Annotated in this window: 24 protein-coding genes; 12 read left to right on the forward strand and 12 right to left on the reverse strand. The window is 44.2% G+C overall.

Translation table 11 applies throughout. The annotated features are described in order from the left end of the window. Window positions 1–184 precede the first annotated feature (184 nt). On the forward strand, window positions 185–2,116 hold the full coding sequence (locus MMAH_RS01010; protein WP_013036680.1) for a hydantoinase/oxoprolinase family protein: 1,932 nt from the start codon (window positions 185–187) through the stop codon (window positions 2,114–2,116). A 216-nt stretch (window positions 2,117–2,332) separates the two neighbouring features. On the opposite strand, the gene MMAH_RS10565 is transcribed toward MMAH_RS01010, so the two are convergent. After that, window positions 2,333–2,506: a forkhead box protein gene (locus tag MMAH_RS10565; RefSeq protein WP_013036681.1), complete on the reverse strand. Its 174-nt coding sequence runs from the start codon at window positions 2,504–2,506 to the stop codon at window positions 2,333–2,335. A 139-nt stretch (window positions 2,507–2,645) separates the two neighbouring features. Between MMAH_RS10565 and MMAH_RS01015 the strand changes: the two genes are divergently transcribed. Continuing rightward, a complete protein-coding gene (locus MMAH_RS01015) occupies window positions 2,646–3,791 on the forward strand; it encodes a class II fructose-bisphosphate aldolase (protein WP_013036682.1) in 1,146 nt (381 codons plus the stop codon). Between the two features lie 6 nt (window positions 3,792–3,797). Here the strand turns inward: MMAH_RS01015 and MMAH_RS01020 are convergent, their stop codons facing one another. Together MMAH_RS01020 and MMAH_RS01025 are read right to left on the reverse strand one after the other, a co-directional pair. Then, on the reverse strand, window positions 3,798–4,163 hold the full coding sequence (locus MMAH_RS01020; protein WP_013036683.1) for a DsrE/DsrF/DrsH-like family protein: 366 nt from the start codon (window positions 4,161–4,163) through the stop codon (window positions 3,798–3,800). Between the two features lie 9 nt (window positions 4,164–4,172). After that, window positions 4,173–4,484: a DUF167 domain-containing protein gene (locus MMAH_RS01025; protein WP_013036684.1), complete on the reverse strand. Its 312-nt coding sequence runs from the start codon at window positions 4,482–4,484 to the stop codon at window positions 4,173–4,175. Here MMAH_RS01025 and MMAH_RS10415 point away from each other — a divergent pair. Both MMAH_RS10415 and npdG read left to right on the forward strand, forming a co-directional pair. After that, a complete protein-coding gene (locus tag MMAH_RS10415) occupies window positions 4,465–4,632 on the forward strand; it encodes a hypothetical protein (RefSeq protein ID WP_157198670.1) in 168 nt (55 codons plus the stop codon). The genes MMAH_RS01025 and MMAH_RS10415 overlap by 20 nt on opposite strands. Before the next feature lie 130 nt (window positions 4,633–4,762). Then, window positions 4,763–5,500, forward strand: coding sequence for an NADPH-dependent F420 reductase (npdG, locus tag MMAH_RS01030; RefSeq protein WP_013036685.1), 738 nt, complete (start codon window positions 4,763–4,765; stop codon window positions 5,498–5,500). A gap of 70 nt (window positions 5,501–5,570) precedes the next feature. On the opposite strand, the gene MMAH_RS01035 is transcribed toward npdG, so the two are convergent. The 4 genes from MMAH_RS01035 to MMAH_RS01050 all read right to left on the reverse strand — a co-directional run bounded on the left by MMAH_RS01035 (window position 5,571) and on the right by MMAH_RS01050 (window position 9,854). Then, the gene (locus tag MMAH_RS01035; protein ID WP_013036686.1) at window positions 5,571–7,163 is read right to left on the reverse strand and encodes a glutamate synthase-related protein; all 1,593 of its coding nucleotides are present in this window, start codon (window positions 7,161–7,163) and stop codon (window positions 5,571–5,573) included. A gap of 319 nt (window positions 7,164–7,482) precedes the next feature. Further along, complete coding sequence (locus MMAH_RS10645) at window positions 7,483–7,740, reverse strand: hypothetical protein (RefSeq protein ID WP_245526236.1); 258 nt, start codon at window positions 7,738–7,740, stop codon at window positions 7,483–7,485. A gap of 355 nt (window positions 7,741–8,095) precedes the next feature. Further along, entirely contained in the window at window positions 8,096–8,434 is a 339-nt protein-coding gene (locus MMAH_RS01045) for a P-II family nitrogen regulator (RefSeq protein WP_013036688.1), read from the reverse strand. A 10-nt stretch (window positions 8,435–8,444) separates the two neighbouring features. Beyond that, complete coding sequence (locus MMAH_RS01050; RefSeq protein WP_013036689.1) at window positions 8,445–9,854, reverse strand: ammonium transporter; 1,410 nt, start codon at window positions 9,852–9,854, stop codon at window positions 8,445–8,447. A 315-nt stretch (window positions 9,855–10,169) separates the two neighbouring features. Here MMAH_RS01050 and MMAH_RS01055 point away from each other — a divergent pair, with 315 nt between their 5' ends. The 5 genes from MMAH_RS01055 (at window position 10,170) to MMAH_RS01075 (ending at window position 15,389) form a co-directional block, all read left to right on the forward strand. After that, window positions 10,170–10,556 carry a DUF2178 domain-containing protein gene (locus MMAH_RS01055; protein ID WP_013036690.1) on the forward strand — a complete coding sequence of 129 codons (387 nt, stop codon included), beginning with the start codon at window positions 10,170–10,172 and terminating at the stop codon, window positions 10,554–10,556. 24 nt (window positions 10,557–10,580) lie between these two features. Further along, window positions 10,581–10,775 carry a helix-turn-helix transcriptional regulator gene (locus tag MMAH_RS01060; RefSeq protein WP_013036691.1) on the forward strand — a complete coding sequence of 65 codons (195 nt, stop codon included), beginning with the start codon at window positions 10,581–10,583 and terminating at the stop codon, window positions 10,773–10,775. A gap of 124 nt (window positions 10,776–10,899) precedes the next feature. Beyond that, window positions 10,900–12,228 (forward strand): type I glutamate--ammonia ligase, encoded by a 1,329-nt coding sequence (glnA, locus tag MMAH_RS01065; RefSeq protein WP_013036692.1) that lies wholly within the window; start codon window positions 10,900–10,902, stop codon window positions 12,226–12,228. Between the two features lie 44 nt (window positions 12,229–12,272). Then, window positions 12,273–14,702 carry a PKD domain-containing protein gene (locus tag MMAH_RS01070; RefSeq protein ID WP_013036693.1) on the forward strand — a complete coding sequence of 810 codons (2,430 nt, stop codon included), beginning with the start codon at window positions 12,273–12,275 and terminating at the stop codon, window positions 14,700–14,702. Between the two features lie 123 nt (window positions 14,703–14,825). Continuing rightward, window positions 14,826–15,389 (forward strand): hypothetical protein, encoded by a 564-nt coding sequence (locus MMAH_RS01075; RefSeq protein WP_013036694.1) that lies wholly within the window; start codon window positions 14,826–14,828, stop codon window positions 15,387–15,389. Here the strand turns inward: MMAH_RS01075 and MMAH_RS01080 are convergent, their stop codons facing one another. The 4 genes from MMAH_RS01080 to MMAH_RS01095 all read right to left on the reverse strand — a co-directional run bounded on the left by MMAH_RS01080 (window position 15,390) and on the right by MMAH_RS01095 (window position 19,327). Next, on the reverse strand, window positions 15,390–15,680 hold the full coding sequence (locus MMAH_RS01080) for a DUF1894 domain-containing protein (protein WP_013036695.1): 291 nt from the start codon (window positions 15,678–15,680) through the stop codon (window positions 15,390–15,392). It lies immediately after the preceding gene. Continuing rightward, complete coding sequence (gene purM / locus MMAH_RS01085) at window positions 15,677–16,675, reverse strand: phosphoribosylformylglycinamidine cyclo-ligase (RefSeq protein WP_013036696.1); 999 nt, start codon at window positions 16,673–16,675, stop codon at window positions 15,677–15,679. The genes MMAH_RS01080 and purM overlap by 4 nt, the downstream gene beginning before the upstream one ends. 14 nt (window positions 16,676–16,689) lie before the next feature. Beyond that, complete coding sequence (locus MMAH_RS01090; RefSeq protein ID WP_048902062.1) at window positions 16,690–18,084, reverse strand: aspartate kinase; 1,395 nt, start codon at window positions 18,082–18,084, stop codon at window positions 16,690–16,692. Between the two features lie 70 nt (window positions 18,085–18,154). Then, window positions 18,155–19,327, reverse strand: coding sequence for an S-layer protein domain-containing protein (locus MMAH_RS01095; protein ID WP_013036698.1), 1,173 nt, complete (start codon window positions 19,325–19,327; stop codon window positions 18,155–18,157). An 85-nt stretch (window positions 19,328–19,412) separates the two neighbouring features. Between MMAH_RS01095 and MMAH_RS01100 the strand changes: the two genes are divergently transcribed. From MMAH_RS01100 to MMAH_RS01110, 3 genes are all read left to right on the forward strand, one after another. Beyond that, window positions 19,413–20,597: a cofactor-independent phosphoglycerate mutase gene (locus tag MMAH_RS01100; RefSeq protein ID WP_013036699.1), complete on the forward strand. Its 1,185-nt coding sequence runs from the start codon at window positions 19,413–19,415 to the stop codon at window positions 20,595–20,597. 80 nt (window positions 20,598–20,677) lie between these two features. Beyond that, on the forward strand, window positions 20,678–21,142 hold the full coding sequence (locus tag MMAH_RS01105) for an Hsp20/alpha crystallin family protein (RefSeq protein ID WP_013036700.1): 465 nt from the start codon (window positions 20,678–20,680) through the stop codon (window positions 21,140–21,142). 182 nt (window positions 21,143–21,324) lie between these two features. Further along, window positions 21,325–22,086: a coenzyme F420-0:L-glutamate ligase gene (locus MMAH_RS01110; protein WP_048902063.1), complete on the forward strand. Its 762-nt coding sequence runs from the start codon at window positions 21,325–21,327 to the stop codon at window positions 22,084–22,086. Here the strand turns inward: MMAH_RS01110 and MMAH_RS01115 are convergent. Then, window positions 22,063–22,533, reverse strand: a complete 471-nt coding sequence (locus tag MMAH_RS01115) for a deoxycytidylate deaminase (protein ID WP_013036702.1) — start codon at window positions 22,531–22,533, stop codon at window positions 22,063–22,065. The two genes, MMAH_RS01110 and MMAH_RS01115, sit on opposite strands and share 24 nt — an antisense overlap. Window positions 22,534–22,589 lie beyond the last annotated feature (56 nt).

Raw genomic sequence — 22,589 nt, forward strand, 5'->3', positions numbered from 1 at the left:
TGTTCAGCAATTGGATTTAAGTGGGATCGGTATGATTTTTTCAAAACCAGGCGCCCGTTTTAGAATGTTCACGCTGATAGGGAAATGCGTTATCTTTATGTAGCCGTGAATTTATGGAACCTTCTATAACTCAATTTAGCCGATTTGTACATATAGATTGCTAATATATTGGAGGTGTTCCGGCATGGTATACAGTTTGGGAATAGATGCTGGAGGAACTTATACTGATTCTGTTCTTCTGGATGATGACACTGATAGTATTCTTGATTCAAATAAAGCACTTACAACATATCCCGATCCCCTTGATGGGATAAAAAACTCAATTGATGGTCTAGATCAGGAAAAACTCAAGAAAGTAAAGATTGTTTCCGTATCAACAACCCTTTCTACAAACACGATTCTTGAAGGTACGGGTTTCCCCGTTGGCCTGTTCTTGATAGGAAATTATGATCTCAAGGAAAAACTTCCGACTCCCCATTACGTAAAAGTTGCCGGTGGCCATACATATAATGGTGGGGAGAAAGAGCCTCTGGATGAAGAAGCAGTCAGGGATTTTGCGGTGAAAATAAAGGACAAGGTTGCAGCTTTTGCAATTTCTTCCTTCTTCAGTATTCGTAACCCCGATCATGAGATCCGGGCCAAGCAAATAATCCGCGAAGCTACCGGTCTTCCTGTGGTATGTGCACACGAACTTTCTCAGGATCTGGGTGCCTTTGAGAGAGCAACTACTGCCTTTTTCAATGCTCAGCTATTGCCCATTACAGAAAGATTCATGTCCACTGTGGAAAAGGATGTAACTTCCAGGGGAATCAGCCCGAAGATATTCATGCTCAAATGTGACGGTTCTGTAATTGGTATCAAGAGTGCACTGGAAAAGCCGATTGAATCTATTTTCTCAGGACCTGCGGGAAGCCTTGTAGGTGCTTCCTTTTTGACAGGAAATGACTCATGCGCCGTTATTGACGTGGGAGGTACAAGTACCGATATTTCCGTTATAAAAGACGGTGTCCCTGAAATGAGTGAGATGGGAGCGGTTGTCGGAGGATGGAAGACCCGTGTCAAAGCCATTAAGATGGAAACCTCAGCAATGGGTGGTGACAGTCACATATGGGTAAAGGACGGTAAATTGAATGTCGGACCGCGACGTGTGATTCCTCTTTGCAGAGCAGCTGATCTCTATCCCCATTTCCTGGAACTTCTCAAGATCAATCCCATACCATCCAAAACTTTGATCGGCATGAATTTCCAGCCCACGACTTTCTTTACACGTACTGAATATGAAGCCATGGGCCTTAATGACCTGGAGCAGGAATTGCTTGATTCCATTTCAAGCAGTCCCACCTCGCTGAGGGAGCTACGCAGCCGCATGGGCAGGTATCCCTCAACCAGGATTCTGGATAGCCTTATTCAGAAAAGGCTTGTGCAGTGTATTGGTTTTACACCCACGGATGCTCTGCATGTACTGGGAGATTACACTGCCCGCAATGTGGAAGCAGCTGAGGTGGGTGCTGAATACCTGGGCTCCCTGTGTAAAAGAACCGGGGATGAATTTGCCAGGTATGTCAAGGAAACCTTTGCCAAGAACATGGCCTCCGACCTGATTTCCTTTTTCCTGGAAGGCATTCCCAGGGAAGAGATTCGTAAAATATTCGATATAGATTGTCCTACAAAGTTTAAGGTTGATATCCCGGTTGTTCTTATCGGTGGACCCGTGGTTGCTTATAAGGATATACTTGGAAGTATTATTGATGCCGAGATTATTGTGCCAAAATATTCGGATGTCGGTAATGCCACAGGTGCCCTTGCAGCCAAAGGTGTAAGAAGGGTTGATTTCCTTATAAGGCCTGCTTCCATGGCAGCGCCGGATTGGGAATACTACGTATTTTCTGAAAAAGGGCGACAGAGTTTCTATGAATATAAAGATGCTATAAAATATGCCAGGGAAACAGGACAATCCATGGTCATGCAATACATGGAAGACGCCGGTTTGGATCCGGATCATGTGGAAATTGACGTCAAGAAGGATGAGATTGTGCCGGAAGGTTGGGATTTCCCAATGGAAACCAGAATCAGGATAATAGGAGTCGGCACCCGCCTGATAGATGAAGAGGCCTGAAAAGACCTCTATTTTTCTTTTTCAGAAGGTTGATATATTATTGGGCATTACCCTTTTATCGGGGGTATAACTATGCATTTTTGCAAGGATAAAAATGAGAAGTTGAACAGGGAATGCTTTTTGATCGCAATTCTTGTTTTGATAGTTATCTTCCTTTTAGGATTTGCAATATATAAATTGGTAATCCAGCCTATGCTCGGTGGTTTCTGAAAGGTTTCACTCGCACTTATTCATTTTCTCCCTTTCAAGGTTTAAGATCCTGCGTATTACCAGTTTTTTCTTTCCCAGGCCCGCATCGGGGTTTTCCGGATAGTTCTCCTTTACATATTCATAGAGTTCGGCAGACGTCATTTTTTCAAGTTTGTCCTTGAGTTTAAGCAGTTGTTCCATCTTTCTCCTCCTGTTGTTTTTTGTGAGAAATTCTATCTTTTGTATTTATTACTTATGGTTATCCTGTTTTCAAACAGAAATCATTATGAATTGCAAGGTACATGTAGGTATCATATAAACAGAATGAGGTTTAAAATCTATGAGTGAATCCAAATTCGAACCGTTGCCAAGTTCCTATTTATTTAACAGTTTGCTGGATAAAGATACCATAATCCTTGCTGCAAATCCGCGTATCTCTCTTGTTATGCGTGGAATTATGAAAGCAGCCAAAGACGCAGATGCCCCCCTGATTGTTGAACTCGCCCGTTCTGAATCCGATCTGGAGGGTGGTTACTCAGGTATGACCCCGGCTGAATTTTCAAAAAGGTGCAAGAAAACCGCCAATGAAGTTGGTCTGGATGTATGGTCTCTGCATGCCGACCATATTGGAATCAAGAAGGGCACTCCTGATGATATTGAATCCACAAGGCAACTTGTAAGTGGGCAGATTGATGCGGGATATACCTCTTTTGCAATCGATGCCTCCCATCTTTTCAATTTCCAGGGAGGCAACCTCCGTGAAGAACTTTCCCAGAATATTGATGCAACTACAGAGATAGCCCATCACATTCAGGATAAAATGAGCGGTCGGAAGTACGGGCTTGAAGTTGAGGTTGGTGAGATAGGCAGAGAGGACGAAAACGGCAGGGTACTTACCAAACCCGAAGAAGCAGTAACCTTCATCAAAGCGCTTAATGAAAACGGTGTATATCCACATGTGCTTGCAATCGCAAACGGTAGTGCCCATGGGAATACCTACGATACAAATGGAAATCTCATCCAGCAGGTTTCAGTTGATATAGAGCAGACCATTGCGGTTGCTGATGCCCTGAAAGAGAATGGCTTTAGTGTCAGGATCGCCCAGCACGGGATTACAGGTACTCCCAGGGAACTAATTTACGAGCATTTCCCTCATGGGGATATCCTGAAGGGCAATGTTGCCACATTTTTCCAGAATATTGTATGGGAAGTGTTCAGGATATATGAACCTGAGCTTTTCAGTGACATCCGGAAATGGACTATCGAGAATTTCCGCAGCAAAGCTCCCGAAAAGAGTGATAATGAGATATTCGGTAAATTCAGCAAGTATGCAGTAAGGCAGTTCTTTGACCGCATCGATGCTGTTGGTGAGAATACAAGGCGTGCCATTGATGCAAAGGTCTATGCTGAGACCCTGATGTTCCTCGGGGCTTTCAAGGCTGAAGGTACGGCACAGCAGGTCAGGGATTATATAAAATCCCTGTAATCTTTTTTAAAGTGTAATTATAAGTTGTTGTTTCTGGCTAAATTCCAGAATGGTATCTGCAATAGCTTCGGGTTCTACCATTTCAATGCCAGGTATCATCTCTTCATATTTGAGCCCTACAAGTGAAGAACCAAGTTTGCAGCACATAAAGTTCACACCCAGATTCATACATTCATCGACTTTTTTGTCGTATTCCAGTGCCCCTGCTTTGTCCTTCTTGGCAAGCATTACTCCCATGGGGCCAAAGAGAACTATATTGACATTCAGGCCCTGTTCACTGTAGTGCTTTGCAAATCTCAGGGTCTCCAGTGGACCGGTACTTTCATAAATCATGCTTTTGAGGAGGATCAGGACATTTGTGACTTTGTGCATATTATCTTCTCACAAGTATTGCTCCAGGACATCTTCTGCTGTTTTTGGATACACATTTTCAAGATGTACTGATTTCTTGGTAGTCTTTGCACCGGCTACAATGGTTATTGAGGAACTGTTTATTTGGAATATATGACTGAGCCGTTGAATAAGCTGATCGTTAGCTTTTCCTTTTTGCGCGGATTCGGTTAATTTGCCCTCTACCCTTTTACGCCAGATATTGTAACCTGAAGGAACTACCAGTTTGCTGGAGCCGGGATTAATTTCAAAATCAATTATACAACCATTCCCCTTTGTGTGTATGGCATCCCGGATAGGCATATTATTCCATCAATTATATTTTGTGGAGAACGATGCTGTATCCCGACGCACTAACTCCAGGATATCATCCTATGGAATATCCGCTGTCCATCCCGGTTACCCTCGTGACAGGCGTAATGTCACATCGCCTCCTACTGTAGCGTACTGAGGTTGTCTGTACACTCATCGAATGGTCTGTGCCATATTCTTGTGCAAGGACCTTACAATACGCAAGTAGAAGTACCGGGATTCTCCGTTATATACCTGACGTTTGACAACCAATAGGTATAAACGTTATTATGAGAGATGAAAGGTTCATGAAAATAGCGATACTGGGCGGCACGGGACATATCGGTAAAGGTTTTGCTCTGCGTTGGGGAAGTCTTCACGATATCATCATTGGCTCAAGAAATGCAGAAAGAGCGTCTTCAGCGGCAAAAGAATACAGGGGCAGGCTGGAAGATCTTGGAAAGAAAGGCTCCTTTGAAGGTGTAGATAATAAAACAGCTGCGCAAATGGCCGATGTCGTATTGCTTGCAATAAAGTACCGCCATGTTTCATCTGTTATTGAAAACATTACTCCTGTACTAAAGGACCAGATTGTGGTCTCTGTGGTTGTTCCTATGGAAAAGGACAGCTGCTACATTATTCCCGATGCAAGACATATGGAAGTCGATGTACGGGATTCTGCATACAATGCGGAATATTTCTGTTATACACAACCTGCAGGTGGAAGCGCTGCCGAGGAGATTGCAAAATTCCTTCCCCAAAACATTCGGCTGGTATCGGGTTTTCACAATGTTCCTGCCAAACATCTTGAAGATCTCTCTCTTGCACTGGATTATGATATTGCTATCTGTGGCAATGATATGGCTTCAAAAGAAGTTGTCTGCAAACTCACAGAAGATATACCAAACTTGCGACCATTGGATGCAGGCCCCTTACAGGCTTCTTCCATGATCGAGTCCCTTACTCCCCTGCTGATAAATATAGCAGCTAGGAACAATATGGATGATGTGGGAGTGAAATTCATTTAAGACTGGCAGCATGCAGAGCTGCTCTCTTATCTATTTTTGTAAAAAGGAAGTAAAATAAGGGGATTTACCCTTATTCGTCCAGAATCTGTTCTGCTACGTCCCTGTAGGCATTCATGACATAATCGATGCCTGATACTTCTGCGGCTTCCTCGGTGAGGGCCATTACGTCTTTGCGGGACAGTGTGTTGATGTTGAATCTGCGTGAACCGGCCATGAGCTGCTGCAGACCGACCTTGAGTTTCTCTCCGTAGGAGTAGATACCCATTGCACCCAGTGGGATGTCCTTGACATCTTCACCATAGCGTTCTTCCAGATCTTCATAGTAGACAAAGATTTCTTCTGGACGGTGGCCGAATTCGGAAACGGTTTTTGGCAAGTTGTCTTCATCGAGCCATTTGCCGATGTTCTTACCGACCATACCTGGTATCATGAGACCACGGCCCATGCATACTGCTTTGAAGTATGGGGAACCCATTGCAAGTGCTTTGTAGATACCATCTTCGCTGGAGAATCCGCCGGCCATCGCGAGATCTGGTACTCTTTCACCTTTGTTGTTGAGTTTTTCTGCGAACTCATAGACAAGGGACTGGAGATAGAAGGTCGGAATACCCCATTCTTCCATCATTGGCCAGGGACTCATACCTGTACCACCGGGTGCACCATCGAAGGTGAGCAGGTCGATCTTTGCTTCTGAGGAGTATTTGAGTGCCATTGCGGCCTCAACCATGGAGTATGCACCGGTCTTCAAGGTGATACGGTCATAGCCGATGGATCTGAGGCGGTCAACTTCTTCAAGGAAACCTTCCTTGTCAACAAACCCAAGTCTGGAGTGGCGTTCAAATTCCCTGATTGCACCGACCTTGTAAGCTTCCTGGACGGCTGCGTTTTCGGGGTCCGGGGTAACGATGTATCCACGTCTCTTGAGTTCGAGGGCACGGTCAAGTTCACGTACTTTGATTTCCCCACCGATACATTTGGCTCCCTGTCCCCATTTGAGTTCAAGGGTGTCCATTTCGTGTTTGCTGGAGATATATTCTGCAACACCGAGTTTGGTGTCTTCTACGTTCATCTGGACAAGCATTTCACCGTAGCCATCGTGGAACTTATTGTAGGCTGCGATCCTTCTGTCCATTTCCGGGGATTCGGTGACTAGGCCGTTATTGTCACGTTTGAGTTCCGGGTCGATTCCGCACACGTTTTCCCCACATACAAGGGTGATTCCAGTGATTGCTGCACCGACGGCGAACTCGTTCCAGTTTTTCCTTGCGATATCGGTGGAACCGAGAGCACCGGTGAATGCAGGCAGCCTCATTTTCACTTTCTTGTTCCATCCGTATTCGGTTTCAGTGTTTACATTGGGGAATCTTGCGGTCTCGGGGCTGGCTTCCATTCCATCAGGAAGACCTACTGCACCTACTGCATATCCCTGGATGTTGAGATGAGAATAGTCTACAGGATAGTCCTTGTCTGCTCCGGCAGTTACTTCGCCGAAAGGTCCGGGGTACAGGACTTCACGTCCTCTGAATGATGATTTGAATATTTCGCAGTTACCACGGCATCCGTCTACACAGCGTGTGCAGATCCCGGACATCGGGGCAACACTTTTGGACCTGTTGAAGGTCCTTGTTGCTTCATTTGCATTTGGTTGTCTAAGATTGCCCATATTTATTACTCCTAACGTTTAATGTATAAACGTGACTTTAGCCACTAGTAACTAGTCGTTTACCGCATCGGTTCTATTTATAGTTTGCTCATTGGGATTGCCCATAAATACCTTACATTATAGCCAAATAGGGTATACTATATCGAGTAACCAACTAGTATAATGTCTTCTGGGCTCTGTATAAATTCTCATTTGAATAATTACTGAAATAGAAATTTACTTGCCTATATCGTGAATTAATAATTTGAACTTGATTTATTTGAAACCAAAAAGCAATTAGTAACTAAATGAAAAAGTAATATATCCTGCAGATAGCAATTTAAATATGCAGGATACCCGAATCCAGGACAAGAGATAAAGCTATTGAAACCACGGAAAATACCGATATTATCAGATAGTTTGAACGTTCTTTAGAAACCGAGAGGCTCCAGAGCAGATAATCAAGCCCTTCGATATCTTTTTTCGAGAGATTTTGCTGGTTTCGTACCTTTTTTAGCAAATCAAGATCGTCTATTACACTGAATCTGCGCTTTGCTATTATGGTATCTGTGCATGAAAAACCAGATGTATCCTGCAACTCCGAGGTACCAAATCACTTTTGTGTAGAATGCGCTGTAGTGGTCGGCTATTATAATAATCCTGAGGAGGACTGCGGACACAAGTCCTACCCAGAAATAGAGCTTGATAACGGAAACGCCATATCCTCGAGGAACCTCGAAGTGTACATTTTGTGGGTTGATTTTTGATAACGATTCAAATTCCGGCATTATTGATACCTACCAAGAGTGGGGTTATTCCAAATAAATATTAGAATGTCTAAGATATTATGACTTGCCTTATATATTCTGACACAATTCAACTAATATGATTTATTTTCTTATTGTTAAGCCTCTTTGAAACCGCAAAGAAAGAAAAATGAGAAGAGGATGACTTTAGAGTGCATCCTCGTCTACTTCCCCTGTACGAATCCTGATTACGGATTGTACCGGGTATATGAAGATTTTTCCGTCCCCGATTTCTCCGGTAGTAGCTGTTTTTCGGATAAGCTCGACAACTTCGTCGAGTTTTTCTTCAGCCAGTACCAGCTCGATTTTTGTCTTGGGAAGGAGGTCTACACAGTATTTCCTTCCTCTCCACTGCTGCATCATTCCTTTTTGCTGTCCTCTCCCCTTGACCTCGGTTACGGTGAGGCTTGCAAATCCTGCTTCTTCAAGAGAATCTTTTACTTCATGCAATTTAGTGGGTTTTATGATTGCTTCTACCTTGTACATTCCAACCACCTCAGTCCTCTATTAATTGGTGTTCAGGGTATGCCCTGATATCGTGTTCGGCGATATCCAGACCCATGATTTCAATATCTTCAGAAACCCGCAGTCCGATAACCATGTCAATGATCTTGAAGACTATATATGATATCCCGAAAGCCCATACGATGCTCAGGATTACTCCTACTGCTTGGATTGCAAGTAACCCGACACCGCCTCCGTAGAACAATCCGGGAACTTCAGCTGCATAGACTGCATCCACAAGGACGCCGTTTCCTATCCCTATTGAGAAGAGTCCTACTGAAAGCAGGCCCCAGCTTCCGCAGTATCCGTGCACCGCGACTGCACCTACAGGGTCGTCTACCTTGAGGACATTTTCGTTGAACATGACTCCTGCGTAGATAATAATTCCTCCAACAATTCCGATCAAGATAGACGCTCCGTTTGTGACAGATCCACAGGGAGCGGTGATCGCAACAAGCCCTCCCAAAAGTCCGTTTGCGGTGAGGGAAGGGTCAGGCTTTCCGGTTTTCATCCAGGTGATCAACATTACCATGATCGCTCCGGCGGCGGCTGAAAGGAAGGTGTTGACAAGAACTAGGTTCATGTAAGGGTCGTTTCCGTCAAGGGTACTTCCTCCGTTGAATCCCATCCAGCCAAGGGCGAGGATCAAAGTCCCCATGAAAGCGAAGGTCAGGTTGTGACCCGGGATCGCAAATGGTTTTCCGTTCTTGAATTTGCCAACCCTTGCTCCAACAAGGAGAACTCCGGCAAGGGCAGCGTATCCTCCAATGGAGTGTACAACCCCTGATCCGGCAAAGTCGTGGTGTGCAACCCCGATAGCCTTTACGATCGGACTTTCAGCCCCTGTCAGGAGTGCTAAATCAGCTCCACTCCATACCCAGTGTCCGTATACGGGGTATATAATGGCGACCATTAAAATACAAAATACCAGATAAGCCTTGAAATCGGTCCTCTCAGCCATTGCTCCGGACACAATCGTTGCTCCGGTCGCTGCAAAGACCATCTGGAAGAACCAGCCGTTGTAAGTCGCATTATCGGCTCCCATAAGGAAAAACTGGTCAGTCCCTATCAAGCCTGCGGCATCAGCACCGTACATAACTCCCCAGCCCACAGCCCAGTAGATCAGGATGCCGAGGGTAATGGTCATGAAGTTTTTCATGAGGATGTTTGCTGTGTTCTTACTTCTGGTAAGCCCGGTTTCTACCAATGAGAAACCGGTATGCATGAAGAATACCAGGGCACTTGCTATCAGGAGCCAGACAAAGGTAAGCGCTGTCTCCATGTCAGAGATCGCCTGTGCATTTTCCTCTGCTGTAACAGCTGCTCCTGGTGATAACAATACAATAAGTATCACACAGGTTAATATCATTAATTTTCCAATCTTTTCCATATTTATTGACATAATGTTTGTTCGCCTCCATACTAGGAAACCGGTAGCTGACTGTAGGTGTTAAAATATATAAATTTATCCCTAACATGATAGTTGCTTTTAAGGCCGATCTGAGTATGATGTGTTCACTTTGACCATGAATTGTCTACATTTCACTCAAATTTATACAAATGCTTATATATTTGATTAAAATTAGTAATTAATATCAATTTAATATATTTTTCATGTGGCTAATAGCAAAATATATAATATAATATGTAGCAATAACACGTCTTTATAACAAGTTATATATACATAATGTAATGTATTATTTACATGGAGTGGATAATGCAAGTCAAAGAAATAGGTATGTTAACGATCGGATTCATTCTATTCCTGATAGGACTGGGATTTTACATTTTGGAACCCGCCTGGATTATAAATCCAAGTGGAACAGGTGGTGCATTCATAGGGGCGGGAGTAGCATTGTTCCTGATCACTCTTCGAGAAATCCGACTCAAAAGCAAGGGAAACATAGTAGAAGATGAAAGAGTATTTCATATCGCTGAGAAGGCCAGCCACAAGACCCTTGTCATACTCATTGTACTTGAAGGTACATTGATGGCATTTCTTGGTGTTACGGCGTTCGATATCCAGGCATATCCAGTTGTGTCTCTCCTGTTTGCTATAACAATGATTTCCTATGCGGGCTTTTACTATTGGTACAAGAAATAAATGTAATTCCAGGATGGATGTTGAATGAAAAATACCCTGAAAGTCTGGAGAGCAAAGAAAGATATTACTCAGGAAGAGCTGGCCCGGGAAATGGAGGTTACAAGGCAAACCATCAACGCTATAGAACGTGGCAAATACGATCCGAGTATCAAGCTGGCATTCAGGATGGCTAAATTCTTCGAATGTTCAATAGAGGATATTTTCATCTATGAGGAATAATCCTGATATTATCACTGGTATTATATTAGAACTGTATCCTTTCTTCCTACCAAAAACATGATATACAATATTAATCCTAAAAAACACATTCATATAGTTCGTACAAAGCTATTAAGGCGATTTAATGAACATTAAGAGCAAGGAAGACGTATACAACGAGATAGAGAACAATAATGTCAAGTTCATCAGACTACAATTCACCGATATCCAGGGTGTGGTCAAAGATGTGGAAATTCCTGTCACGCAGGTTAAAAAAGCCCTTGAAACAGGTATTTCCTTTGACGGTTCATCAATCGAAGGATTTGTGAGAATAGACGAATCCGATATGGTACTGAGACCGGATGTAAGGTCTTTTGCCCTGCTCCCCTGGGATCAGGGAAAAGGTGTCGTAGCCCGTATGGTCTGTGATATCTGCAAGCCGGATGGCTCTGCCTTTGAAGGAGATCCCAGGTATGTCCTGCGCAGGGTCCTGAAGGAGGCCCATGAGATGGGATTTTCTTTCAATGTGGGTCCTGAACTGGAATTTTTCCTTTTCCAGGTTGAAAACGGCAAAGCAACCACTAAACCCCATGATTTCGGGCGCTACTTTGAATTTGCACCTGCAGACCTTGCAGAGGATATACGCAGGGAGATTGTTCTCGGGCTTATCGATCTGGGCTTTAATATCGAGGCTGCACACCATGAAGTCGCGTTTGGCCAGCATGAGATCGATTTCAAGTATGATGATGCTCTCTCAACCGCTGACAATGTGGTAACCTTCAGGTATGTTACCCGTACGATTGCCAAACTCAACGGCCTGCATGCAACTTTCATGCCCAAACCCCTTACTTCCGAAAACGGTTCAGGAATGCATGTCAACCTTTCCCTTTCCAAGGATGGTAAGAATGCTTTCTATGACCCGCAGGATGAGGGCGAAGTGGACCAAATGGCGTATCATTTCATTGGCGGGGTACTGGAACACATCAAGGGTATCACTGCAATTTCCAATCCATTGATCAATTCTTATAAGCGTCTGGTGCCGGGCTATGAAGCACCGGTGTACATTACCTGGTCAGGTCCAAACCGCAGTTCCCTTGTCAGGATTCCTGCTGCCAGGGGCCAGAGTACTCGTGTGGAACTGAGAAGTCCCGATCCTTCCTGCAACCCCTATATTACTTTTGCAGCGATCCTGGCTGCAGGTTTGAAAGGTATCAAGGAGCAGATCGATCCGGGTGAAGGTACCGATGTGAATATTTATGATCTCACCCCCAAGGGTCTTGCTGACAGGAACATCGAAACCCTGCCCCCAACCCTGCTGGATGCAGCAAATCATCTGGCAAAGGACGATTTCCTCAGGGATGCATTGGGTTCACATGTGCATGAGAACCTGCTGCGGATTGCCTATGCCGAGTGGGATGCCTACAAATTACAGGTGCATGAATGGGAAACCAAACGGTATCTCAATGCAATGTAATATATAAGATAGATTAATATATTCATGGTATCATAAACTATATCATGATCAAACGGCTCCGTGATTTTGCCAGAAAAGATGATGCGGTCATTGAGGTATTCAGTGAAATACTGTTGACCGGCATCATTGTAATTGCAATCGCGGCAGCCGCTGCTTTTGTTTTATCTTCTCTTGACGAGCCCGATAACGTCAGGGTGGACATCGACCACTGGGCTGACAGTGATTCCGATACCCTCTATTTCCGCCACAGCGGAGGGGAAACCGTTGATATCGAGGACCTTGAACTTGTGGTCTATATAAACGGCTCCTACGAAAAGCTGACATCTTCACAGTTCAATTACGATGATGATGAATGGGCTCTAGGTGATGTAATAGAGGTCAATACTTCTTCCCAGTTCAATTACGATATCACCGATGATACTAGGGTGCCTACCAAACTTGTACACACCGCTTCTAGTCTTGTTATCTATGACGCCTATGGTTCAATGGGGGACAGTGGGGCTGGTAATGGAGAACAACAATCCCCAACTGCGGATTTCAGTTATTCTCCTGCAAACCCTATCCCGGGTGAAACAGTTGATTTTACCGACCAATCTTCAGACCCCGACGGGACTATTGATGAATGGTCATGGAATTTTGGTGATGGCAATACTTCAACCGCACAAAATCCTTCACACCAGTACTCTTCTGAAGGGACGTATACTGTAACCCTTACGGTCACAGACAATGATGGCAACACAGACAGTATTTCCAATCAGGTAACTGTTAATAATACTGGTTTGCCAATAATTCAAATGCGTATTGATGATTTGACTCATAAAGATACTGATAAACCAGAATATATAGTTTCATATGATATTTCAAATACCAATTCTAGTTTTAAAGAAGTTCGAATTAATTTTGAAAACCAAAACGATTCTTCAGCATCAGCAGATTCTACAAAAAATGGGTATCGTGGAAATTTTACCTATATCAAAAATTATGGTGCTACAGATAATTATAATATTACATTTGAAATAATATATGAAAATGGTGTGGAATACGTTGTAAATCAGTCAACAGTGTTAGATGTTGCAGATGCTATCAATCCATCTGGAAATCTTAATCTTAGCATAATAGGAAGTCCATCATTCAATAGTGTATTAATAACTGATGAGACTAATGTGGAAATTGATAAACCAAAATTCAGTATCAGTTACGATATTAGCGAACCATCTAATTTTTCAAAAGTAGAAGCATATGCCATAAGTTTAGGTTCAGGTGGTAAAGCCTCCAAAGAAAAAGCAAGTACCACTGGTGTTATTAATCTAAATCCAGGATATGGTGCAAATACTGATTTTAAAGTAGTTGCTCTTGTTTATGATAATTATGGTGCTGTAGTTGATTCTTATTCAATCATTGATAATGCAGATGGTTCTACGTTACCAACAGGACCTTTAACTGCACCGGAATTATCCAATCCTAATCCAGCTTCTCCTTATACCAGCACAGTTCAGGATGATGTAACCTTCAGTGCAACCAGCAACCAGTCTTCAAACAATGAGTTCCTCCTGAATGGTACTCGTGTGGCATGGTCCAATGGCACCAGTCCTTCCTATACGAATACTACTCCGTCAGTGGGTACATATAACCTTACACTCATTGCCCGCAACCAAACAGATCCATCACTTACCGATTCGATTTCCTGGATATGGACTGTAGAAGCGTCCAACGAGTCCCCTGTTGCAGAGTTCTCCTATTCCCCATTATCTCCTGAAACTGGACAGACCATTACATTCGATGCAAGTGCCTCTTATGATCCGGATGGTTCCATTACGAGTTATGAGTGGAACTGGACAAATGATGGGACTTATTATTCTACTACAAGTGCCATTGCAACTCATTCATATTCAAGTCCCGGTTCTTATAATGTTAAACTCGGGGTTACTGATGATGATGGTAATACAAACAATACCACGCAAAATGTCAATGTGGTAGGTTTGTTGTATAACAATGATGCAATAGCAAAAGATGGACCAGACACCCCTTCTCCTGACAAGGCTGGTGGCGTTGAATTCTCCATACAAAACTTCTATGGCAGCAATGTGACAATAGACAGCATCAAGATAGATCCCGACAATGATAATATTGCTAAGCTTAGTGATGATATCGCTCCGAATAACAAAAAGGAATATGTAGAGGTTTATGCAGAGAGTGATATTGACGGCTATTCTGATTATTATGGTGGAGTATCAATTCCTCCTGAAGGATTGGAAGTTGCAATAGGTCAAGATGGTGATGAAACTAGTGGAGTAATTCCACAGGTAAATAGCAGTAATGTAATGACATTCTATGTCTATGAATTTTATGAAGAAGCTGGGCAATCTGGTAACTTTAAAAATATAAATATGAAGGGTGAAGATGTAGAAATAACAATCAATTACACCGTTGAGGGTGATCAAAAGAGTAAAACTTTTACGATCACTCCACAATAATTATTCCGTCTGCAGTAGTCAATAATATTCATAAATAGGTTTCTTTGATTATTCAAGGAATATTTGATTTAATATTCCACACCACCCGCCACAATTATAATATCTGGTTGAGAATTTCCAGTCATGACCGATGTAATGCTGCTCTGGGATACTCCTATTCTTTTTGAAAAGCTGTTCAGGGAACATGGCTATGAATGCCTGCGAGTGGACGGGAACTCGATTGGGACTCCGTTTTTACCTGCGTCTAAGTGTCTGATGGTGCCTACCGGTTTTGCCAATCCAGCCTATACGAAGGTGGCGAAAGGTATCGAGAACAAAGGCCGTAAGATAGCCGATTTTGTGGAAAAGGGCGGTGTGCTTGTGGTATTCGGGGCCTGTGTGGCGGAGTATGAGTATGACTGGCTGCCCTTTGAACTGTCTTATGTGGAAGAGCATATGCAATCCTCGCTGGAGGTTGTGGATGAGGAGATGCCGTGCATTGTTGCAGAGCCACAGGAAGCGGTGGAATGCGATGGTTACTTTTCACGGACCGATGGGAAAGTGCTTCTGAAGGATGAGCAGGGCCGGGCTGTTATGGTTAAGAAAGAGTTTGGTGAGGGCTTGATAATTGCCACGACTGTCCATGAATTCCCTTCTGCGGATTTCCTAGGATGTGCGGTGGATAAGGGCAAGAGTACCAGACTGTGATTACTGGTAGTTTCCCTGTCTCAATTTTTCAATTTCATCCTGTGCATCATCCAGTTTGAGGACGAACAGTCCCTTGCAGGGTTTGACATACTGGAAATAAATGGAATTGCCCTTGACACCTATGGGTATGGTCTTGCCGCCTTTGAGCATCACTCCGGCCAGACTGTAGCCACCCGGGACGTGGTAGACCTCATCACAGTTTTCGCGAATAAATTCCTCACTTTTCTTGACGGATGCGCCCTTTAGCAGGATCTCATAGGGAAGGTCACTGATACATGCCATATTGATCATTCAATAATTAGGTCTTTTACACGGATATCTTTTTCCGTAATCCTGCCCACAATTTTCCCGTCGACTATTTCTGCAACCTTTTGTGCCTCATGTGGCGGGACAATAAGCAAAAATCCCATCCCCATATTGAAGGTGCGATACATCTCCAGTTCCTCGACATTGCCTTCCTTCTGGAGGAAACGGAAGATCTCTGGGGGCTCGATGGGATCGGTAATATCAAATCCAAGTTCGCTTACCCTGCGCAATTTCAGCAGGCCGCTGCCGGTAATGTGTGCCAGGCCATGTACCTCGCACTTACGGATTGTATCGAGTACCTCCATGTAGATACGTGTGGGAGTCAGAAGTTCCTCGCCGATGGTGCGGGAGCTGTCATAGGGCAGCGGGTCATGATAGGAATATTTGGAATTCTCGATAATCTTCCTGACAAGAGTATAGCCGTTGCTGTGGACTCCGCTGCTGGGTACACCCACAAGTACATCTCCCTCTGCGACCTTCTCTCCCGTGATTATGGCATCCTTGTCCACCTTTCCCAGACATGTACCTGCCAGGTCAAACCCCTTTACGATCTCGGGAAGGGTTGCGGTCTCTCCGCCCAGAATGGACATCCGGGAGATCTCGGCTCCCTTTGCAAGCCCTACACCAATCTGGCGTGCGAATTCATCGGAGTGTTTCTCGATTGCCAGGTAATCCACAAAACTGATCGGTTCGGCACCGATAGCGATCAGGTCATTGACATTCATGGCAATACAGTCAATCCCCATGGTGTCCCATTTTTCCATCTCGTTTGCTATCAGTACCTTTGAACCCACGCCATCGGTGGCCATTGCCAGGGCAAAATCCCCGAAATCCATCAGGCCCGCATAATGGCCGATACTTGTCATCGGGGCACCCAGGCCTTCCCTGGTGTAGGTCATATCGCCTGTGAGATTGCCTATGGTGGATTCTTCCTGATGAATGTCAACTCCTGAATCGGCGTAGGTAAGTTTTTTGTCCATTGTATCCCTCTGTTTTAAGTTCCAAGTTCAAACTCATGGTTTAACAGGCGTACTGCCTCTTCAGCTTCATCGGAACTGACCACGAATGAAATATTGTGCTGGGAAGACCCCTGGCTGATCATGATAACATTTATTTTTTCCTTGCCCAGTGTGCTGAATACCCTACCTGCCACACCGGGTATTCCATCCATGCCGGCACCGACAACCGCTATCACACAGATGTCCCGATCGCAGGCCACTTCTCCTATTACGTCCCGGTTCATCTCGGATTTCAGAGAAGCTACAGCATCTTCCAGATGAGCCTCATCCACAACGAATGACATGTTTGCTTCCGAGGAACTCTGGCTTATCATTATAATGTTAACTCCTGCCTTGGCGAGTGTGGAAAATACCCTGGCGGCTGTACCGATTGCACCGACCATACCTGCCCCGGAGATGTTTATTGCAGCGACCGACCGTATCAGGGTTACGGCTTTTACTACATCCTTGCGAAGCCGCTGGTCTGAAACAATCAAGGTTCCTTCAAATTCAGGATCAAATGTATTTTTCACCCGCACGGGTATCCCATGCTTTATCGCAGGTTCAATTGTACGGGGATGAAGTACCTTTGCGCCGAAATAGGACAGTTCCATTGCTTCTATATAGGATATCTGGGGTATCGGACGTGCATTGGGGACTATTCTGGGGTCACTGGTCATTATGCCGTGTACTTCTTTCCACAACCAGATCTCGTCAGCATCGATGCCAGCCCCTATGATTGAAGCGGTGAAATCCGAGCCACTGCGTCCCAGGGTTGTAATTATTCCTTCTTCATTCTCTGCGATAAAACCGGTAACTATAGGAACCTGTGTAGCAACGACCTTTTTCAGTATATTACCAACACTTTCATAGGTTTTTTCGAAGGGTCTGGCACAACCATATTCACTGTTGGTTACAATACCGGCCTCCCCACCGGTAAATGAACTGGAATCAATTCCCTGGCTTTGCACAGCTCCACTAACAACAGGAGCTGCAAGTCTTTCCCCATAGGAGGATATGTAATCGATGGAACGCGGGGAGAGTTCACCCAGATAGCAGATACCAATGAGTGCTTTTTCAAGCTCATCGATAAGAGCATCGATAGTGCGGATTGTTTCATCGGCAATCCCTGCATCATCGATAGCAATCTCTATTGCATCATAGTGTTTTTTTGCAAGGTCTGCCATAAATTCCTTTACCTGGGAAACCTTGCCTTTATGGGACGCATCAATACCTATTTCCATCAGCCCGTCGGTGACTCCACCAAGAGCCGAGGTCACTGCCACAATTTCGTGACCCTGTTCCCTGTAGTCTTTCAGTAATTCTGCGACATGGCGGATTTTATCCCCTTTTTCAATGGATGTCCCGCCGAATTTCATTACATATCTCATAATAGTATCACGTTATTGGATGATTTGTGAATTCTGGCTGTTATAAGGGAAGAGGCGCATATAAATATTGTCACCCCTTCCTGCACCACATCCATGCTCCCAGAAGTATGAATATAGCAAAAAATGCGCCCGGTGCGGGAACTTTTTCCAGTGCACTGGCAGTTTCATTGATCTTATCAGCAGCATTCTCAGCAGCAGAGCTTATATTTTGTGCCTTTTCAATAATATCTTCGCCCTGCTCCTCATCCTCACCTTTTCCCAGCGTATCTCCCACTTTTAATGTGGCAGATTCAGTGACTACTCCCTCTTCGGAAGTAACTGCCTTTATTTCTATGTTGTATTCACCTCTGGATAATTTTTCTATGTCGGCAGAATAGGTACCTTCATCAAGGTTCTGTCTTGTGTCAATGAGGTCTCCTTCCAGATACACTTCTACGGTGTCTGCATCCCCATTTAGCGTGTAGTATATTGTAATTTGTTCGTTCCCTGGATTCTCTGCTGGAACATCAATCTCGATTTGTATTCCTTCCCCTATGTCTGCATCGGTCCTCTGGACCACGTTTTCCAGAAATACAACGTCACTATCCTCGCCTTCAAATATGCTTCCTACCTTTCCCATAAAAATTGTCATAATCCGGTCGCCACTTGTACGGGTATAAGCAAAAACATCTTCCTCCCCCATATTTTCCTCTTCTTTTACGACATTCCCGTTTTTCCTGAGTGTAATAGTAACCGTATTTTCGTCAAGGTTGGAAGCTTCAATGGTGTAATCTTTTTTGAGTTCCACTTCCGAACCGATACCCACGGAGACAGTTTTGTCCAGGATCAAGTAATTATTCAGATCAATTGCCGGGTCACGATATTGTTTGATCAGGATTTTAGAAGATGTTTGCCCATTTTCTTTTTTGGTGCCCTGCAGGCTGAAATTGAATATCAGGTAGTCAGTTTCTTCATCGTCTTCGTCCTCTATGGTTCTCACGTACCTGAACGGATTATTCTCTTTGACAAAACCCTCCTTGACCTTTTCTTCGTCCAGATAGAGCTTGAGCCAGAGTTCCCCATTGTCACTGTTCACATCGACAATGTCAGCTGTGTATCCCTGTTCCAATTCGATTTCATCTCCGATTGAAACTATGGTTTCAGCGTATTGGATTTGTTCCTCCGTTTCTTCTGCAGCACTGGTAAAACCACAGAAGATTGTGAATACACAAATGACGGCAATTGCAAAACGTATATATTTCATTAGTCCTCACCCTCGTATGATTATATTTTTAATTGTCCTATGAATAATTGGCAGTTTTGTATTTAAAAAGATGGCAGGTGTTTGTATGAAACATATTGTATTAATTGGTGACGGAATGGCAGATTATCCTATTAAGGAACTTGGAGACAAAACTGTATTAGAAGCTGCGGATACTCCTCACATGGACCGTATGGCACTGGAGGGAATAAATGGACTGGCTACCAATGTTCCGGATGGGATGCCCGCAGGTAGTGATGTGGCTAATATGTCCGTTCTTGGTTATGATCCTGCCAAACATTATTCGGGACGTGCTCCTTTAGAAGCAGCAAGTATGGGTATTGAGCTGGATAAAAATGATGTTGCTTTCCGTTGTAACCTGATAACAATTGAAAATGGCGATATACTGGATCACAGTGCAGGTCATATTTCCACTGAAGAAGCAAGTCAATTAATGCAGGCAATTGAGGATGAACTGGGTGGGGATGTCCATTTTTATCCTGGGATAAGTTATCGCCACCTTATGGTTGCCCAATTTGGTGCGGATGCTGTCTGTACACCTCCTCATGATGTGGTTGAGGAACCGGCTTTAGATCACATGCCTCGGGGTGATTCTGCAGAAAAACTCCAGGAATTGATCAGGGCTTCTTGGAATATCCTTTCCGAGCATCCTGTGAATAAAAAACGCATTGAAGAAGGAAAGAGACCTGCCAATTCCATATGGTTATGGGGTCAGGGTTATGCTCCTTCGATGCCTTCTTTTGAAGAAATGTACGGATTAAAAGCAGCTGTAATATCTGCAGTCGACCTTATCAAGGGCCTAGGTATCTGTGAAGGAATGGATGTAATTGAAGTTCCCGGTGCTACCGGATATCTTGATACAAATTATGTGGGTAAGGCAGAATACGCTCTTGAATCCCTGAAAGATCATGACATTGTTTTTGTCCATGTAGAAGCTCCGGATGAAGCGGGACATATGGGTAGTCTGGAGGCCAAGATACAGGCAGTTGAGGACTTTGATTCCAAAGTAGTGGGTACCATCCTTGAAGGAATAGAAAAACTGTCTGAAGAATGTACTGTACTTGTCCTTCCCGATCATCCGACACCGATTGCAGTAAGGACCCATACTCCTGATCCTGTACCATTTGTGATTTATCCATCTTTCAATCGGGATGCCGATATTGTCAAAACTTACTCAGAAGATGCAGCTACAGATGGTATTCTTTCAACTGTCAGGGGTTGCGACCTGATACGTACCATGCTTTCCCTTTGAATTCCCGTAATCTTTTTATAGAAGTAAAAAGAGACAATATTCTGTTATTTCCACAAAAGGAATAACAGGAGTGGTATAAAATGAAAAGAGGATTAATGCGCAGGGGAAATTCACCTTCAGTAAGCAGATGGGATCCATTCGATGAGATAAAACAGACACAGGATTATCTTAACGACCTGTTCAGGGAATTCTTACCTTCAGTACAATGGAAGGGTGGTGAGACGATGTCTCCCCTTGTAGATGTCCAGGAGAAGGATGAGTCAGTAGTGGTAACCACAGACCTTCCGGGTGTCAATAAGGAGGATGTGGACATCCGTGTATCCGAGGGTATGATTGAGATCAGTGCAGCATGTAAAAAGGAAGAAGAGAAAGAGGAAGAAGGTTACTTCCAGAAAGAGCGCAGGTATTCAAGTTTCTCCAGAGCGGTCTCTTTACCGGCTTCTGTGACTGAGGAAGGTGCCACAGCCAAACTTGAGGAAGGGGTGCTGACAGTCACATTACCAAAAACCAAAGAAGCTGAAAAGCCAAAGGTCCCAATCGAATAAATTAGTTAAATGTGATATTACCTCTCTGCAGGTTGCAGGGAGGTTTCATTTTTTTGCGGCATCAGTTAAGTTTTGTCCTCATACTTTGCTCGGTGGGGGTAACTCTCATCATCGCCGCAGGTTACTATATAGGGCTAGTATTATTTATGAGCTGCTGTATTTTCCTGTGGAGTTGAAAAAAGGTGAGGATGGAAGCCTTTACTGTTGATGATATACCTCTGATAAAACCTGGTGACGACATTGCGGCCATTATATGTCAGCGTGTCGGGCTGGAAGATGGCGATGTGCTGGTTATTGCTTCTACCATAATTGCAAAAGCCGAGAATGAACTGTTTTCCCTTGACAATATCACGCCCTCTGCCCGGGCAATTGGGATTGGTAAAAAGGATGGTAAAGACCCGCGGCTTGTACAGGCTGTACTGGACAGATGCAGTGAGTGTTTTGTCGAATCTCCTGTAATGCTTGTACAATCCGACAGGGCACATGTATGCATCAATTCAGGAGTGGATGATTCCAATGTCGAGAATGATTTACTTGCCGATCTTCCCCGGGACGCGGATGCCAGTGCCAGAATCATAGGTGAGAGAGTTGAAGAGATTACAGGTTGCAGGGTTGCTGTTGTGGTAACTGATACCAATGGCAGGGCTTTCAGACTGGGCCAGACAGGGGTTGCAATAGGGCTGTACCATGCCACACCCATTTATTACTGGAGAGGTAAAAAGGATCTTTTCGGCTATGAAATGCAGATCAGTGAAGAGGCGGTTGCCGATGAAGTGGCAGCTGCTGCAAACCTGCTGATGGGGGAGGGTAGTGGAGGTAATCCGGTAGTTGTTGTACGGGGCACATCCCTGTTTACCGGGGGAAAGACATCTGCCTGCCAGCTGTACAGGCCGGACAATATGGATATCATCAAGAAGGCCTTACGCATTTTCAAGGAGTCTTGATACAGGCAGGTTTATTATCTCCACTCCTGCATCATTAAAGAAATCCAGAGCATCAGTATCCGGATATGATGTCAGGTAAACTACACGTTTAATCCGGGAATTGATTATCATTTTGGTACACAGGATGCAGGGTTGGTGTGTACAGTAGAGAGTTGCCCCTTCGATCCCCGCTCCATGCAGTGCTGCCTGGATAATGGCATTCTGTTCGGCATGTACTGCCCGGCATTTCTCATGACGTGTTCCTGATTCGATATTGTTTTTTTGCCGGATACATCCGATATCCAGACAGTGTTCCATATTACTTGGGGCTCCGTTGTAACCTGTGGAAAGGATTTGTTTATCCCGCACGATAACCGCTCCCACCCGATTGCGAAGACATGTGGACCTTTTGGCTATTACAGTAGCGATCTCAAGAAAATATTCGTCAACAGATGGTCTGTATGGCATGCCTGCAAAGTTGGTGTGGGGATGTATATATTAATTGCTAATGATACTTCCTGAGA

The sequence above is a fragment of the Methanohalophilus mahii DSM 5219 genome, assembly GCF_000025865.1.
GTDB classification, from domain to species: Archaea; Halobacteriota; Methanosarcinia; order Methanosarcinales; family Methanosarcinaceae; genus Methanohalophilus; species Methanohalophilus mahii.

Coding starts and splice junctions, on each gene's coding strand:
- MMAH_RS01105 (WP_013036700.1), top strand. CDS start 20,678: ATGAAAAGAGGATTAATGCGCAGGGGAAATTCACCTTCAGTAAGCAGA.
- MMAH_RS01100 (WP_013036699.1), top strand. CDS start 19,413: ATGAAACATATTGTATTAATTGGTGACGGAATGGCAGATTATCCTATT.
- MMAH_RS01115 (WP_013036702.1), bottom strand. CDS start 22,533: ATGCCATACAGACCATCTGTTGACGAATATTTTCTTGAGATCGCTACT.
- MMAH_RS01070 (WP_013036693.1), top strand. CDS start 12,273: ATGATCAAACGGCTCCGTGATTTTGCCAGAAAAGATGATGCGGTCATT.
- MMAH_RS10415 (WP_157198670.1), top strand. CDS start 4,465: ATGGCATCCCGGATAGGCATATTATTCCATCAATTATATTTTGTGGAG.
- MMAH_RS01050 (WP_013036689.1), bottom strand. CDS start 9,854: ATGTCAATAAATATGGAAAAGATTGGAAAATTAATGATATTAACCTGT.
- MMAH_RS01020 (WP_013036683.1), bottom strand. CDS start 4,163: ATGCACAAAGTCACAAATGTCCTGATCCTCCTCAAAAGCATGATTTAT.
- MMAH_RS01080 (WP_013036695.1), bottom strand. CDS start 15,680: ATGATCAATATGGCATGTATCAGTGACCTTCCCTATGAGATCCTGCTA.
- npdG (WP_013036685.1), top strand. CDS start 4,763: ATGAGAGATGAAAGGTTCATGAAAATAGCGATACTGGGCGGCACGGGA.
- MMAH_RS01010 (WP_013036680.1), top strand. CDS start 185: ATGGTATACAGTTTGGGAATAGATGCTGGAGGAACTTATACTGATTCT.
- MMAH_RS01090 (WP_048902062.1), bottom strand. CDS start 18,084: ATGAGATATGTAATGAAATTCGGCGGGACATCCATTGAAAAAGGGGAT.
- MMAH_RS01095 (WP_013036698.1), bottom strand. CDS start 19,327: ATGAAATATATACGTTTTGCAATTGCCGTCATTTGTGTATTCACAATC.
- MMAH_RS01015 (WP_013036682.1), top strand. CDS start 2,646: ATGAGTGAATCCAAATTCGAACCGTTGCCAAGTTCCTATTTATTTAAC.
- MMAH_RS01075 (WP_013036694.1), top strand. CDS start 14,826: ATGACCGATGTAATGCTGCTCTGGGATACTCCTATTCTTTTTGAAAAG.
- MMAH_RS10565 (WP_013036681.1), bottom strand. CDS start 2,506: ATGGAACAACTGCTTAAACTCAAGGACAAACTTGAAAAAATGACGTCT.
- purM (WP_013036696.1), bottom strand. CDS start 16,675: ATGGACAAAAAACTTACCTACGCCGATTCAGGAGTTGACATTCATCAG.
- MMAH_RS01025 (WP_013036684.1), bottom strand. CDS start 4,484: ATGCCTATCCGGGATGCCATACACACAAAGGGGAATGGTTGTATAATT.
- MMAH_RS01060 (WP_013036691.1), top strand. CDS start 10,581: ATGAAAAATACCCTGAAAGTCTGGAGAGCAAAGAAAGATATTACTCAG.
- MMAH_RS01035 (WP_013036686.1), bottom strand. CDS start 7,163: ATGGGCAATCTTAGACAACCAAATGCAAATGAAGCAACAAGGACCTTC.
- MMAH_RS01045 (WP_013036688.1), bottom strand. CDS start 8,434: ATGTACAAGGTAGAAGCAATCATAAAACCCACTAAATTGCATGAAGTA.
- MMAH_RS01055 (WP_013036690.1), top strand. CDS start 10,170: ATGCAAGTCAAAGAAATAGGTATGTTAACGATCGGATTCATTCTATTC.
- glnA (WP_013036692.1), top strand. CDS start 10,900: ATGAACATTAAGAGCAAGGAAGACGTATACAACGAGATAGAGAACAAT.